This is a genomic window from Selenomonas sp. oral taxon 892 str. F0426 (assembly GCF_000468035.1).
In the GTDB taxonomy this organism is placed as follows: domain Bacteria; phylum Bacillota; class Negativicutes; order Selenomonadales; family Selenomonadaceae; genus Centipeda.
In genome coordinates this window covers 1-1,590 of sequence record NZ_KI260521.1, presented here as the reverse complement: position 1 = coordinate 1,590, position 1,590 = coordinate 1, and the positions used below count along the sequence as shown (strand labels likewise).

The 1,590-nt window shown below is 55.2% G+C and carries 1 protein-coding gene and 2 pseudogenes; all 3 read left to right on the top strand.

The features are described from left to right. Positions 1–944 (top strand): annotated as a pseudogene (locus HMPREF1992_RS00875) (hypothetical protein); the annotation flags it as partial. Further along, positions 941–1,162 carry a hypothetical protein gene (locus HMPREF1992_RS00870; RefSeq protein WP_021683909.1) on the top strand — a complete coding sequence of 74 codons (222 nt, stop codon included), beginning with the start codon at positions 941–943 and terminating at the stop codon, positions 1,160–1,162. The pseudogene HMPREF1992_RS00875 and the gene HMPREF1992_RS00870, both read left to right, overlap by 4 nt. A gap of 4 nt (positions 1,163–1,166) precedes the next feature. Further along, positions 1,167–1,590, top strand: a pseudogene (locus HMPREF1992_RS00865) (hypothetical protein); the annotation flags it as partial.

Sequence of the window (1,590 nt, the reverse complement as noted above, 5' to 3'; positions counted from 1 at the left end):
AGATCAACGTCTTTATTCGAGGAGATACGCTCCACATCATTCAGCGCGGCATGGAGGAATCCGTGGTCGATATTACGAACTGGCCGCACGCACAGCCGACCATTGAGCGGAAACTCCTGCGTTCCGTCTGGCACAGCTCTCACAACGATTCCACGGGGGCGCACAACGAGGAGGATACTACGCCTATCCCTTTCACTGGCACGATTTCGTTCAAAGAGATCAGCCGCACTTACTCCAACGGCTTTCTCGTGCGCGAGACGAATGAGAACGGCTACAGCACTTATTCCTACGATGGGGAGTATCTCGCAGAAAAGCGCACGCATAATGTGGACGGTTCGACCAGCCGCACGGATTATGCCTACGCCTCCACGGGGCGCGACGTTTACCTCTTCAAGGAGTGGGAACGTACCACGGAGGCAGTCCATGACGGAAAGAAGCATACGGAATATGACTGGGAGGATTGGAGCAACGAGAAGGGGACGGAGCGCATCACCTACCACGCGCCGCTCGGCTATGGGTGGTATGCGACCACCGTCTATGTCGATGGCGTATTGGAGGGGAGCAGTTTGTCGCAGGGAAAACCCGGCGGCAAGGCGAGTCAGTTCACCGTCGAGCAGTCGAATCTCAGCCTTGGTGCAAGTTACGCGAGCGATGATGAGCTTCCGTACTCCTCGCTCATCGACACTGAGTTTCCCGTTGTGGGCGCAGATTATCTGCGTGTCTTGACACGAGAGATCGAATGGCTCAATCGCAAAACACAGGAGACGGTCACGGTGGAGATTCGCGCACGGATTCGTAGCGGCATTCCCGACATTGACCACATCGTCGATTTTACCGAGCGCATCCGCTTCGAGGGACACGAATACTTCTTGCAGTCCAATACTGTGGAACTCACGCCGCGCCTTCTGCGGCAGACGATCAAGATGGTGAGGTGGTACGGATGAACGGCGTTCTGGGGCTTGCAGCGGCGATACGGGCAGGGATAAAGAACTCGAAGGTGGTTGAGTCACAGGCTCAGCGCGGAAGGATTCAGAATGGGCGCATCCATATCGGGGAGCGGTCGTATCCCTTTCGTGCGGTAGTGGACTGTAACACGGCAGAGGGCAGTTTGGTGTGGGTACAGATTTCAAAGGGTGGTACCGCCGTAATCGTGGGAGCGTGAGCTTATGCACAGGGCTAGAGTGAGAGAGGTGCGAGGAAATCGGGTGCTTGCTGATGGCGTATGGCTTACCTGTATTGGGAATCGGACAGTCTATCCAGGTGAATGGATCTGGACGGACGGCCGCTGCGTCTACGGGCATGAATCCGAGGGCGGCAGCAGTTATGTTCCGACGAATGTCCTTTCCGGCATACCGCTCCTCCAGATAAAGTGGAAGGATCAAAAAAACCAGATGCTCCATTCGTACTATGCAAAAGGAAAGATTCATCCGCTCGGTTTTTCCCAAGAGGATATATGGATGGTCAACAGCAGTCGCCACTTCGCGTATGTTACAGGCTATGGAATGCTCGATGCCGAAATGGACGAGCGGGGAAATCTCTATACCCTCGAAGCTGTGAATGCTCTCGTGTTCCCGCTCATCGGGGCAGATC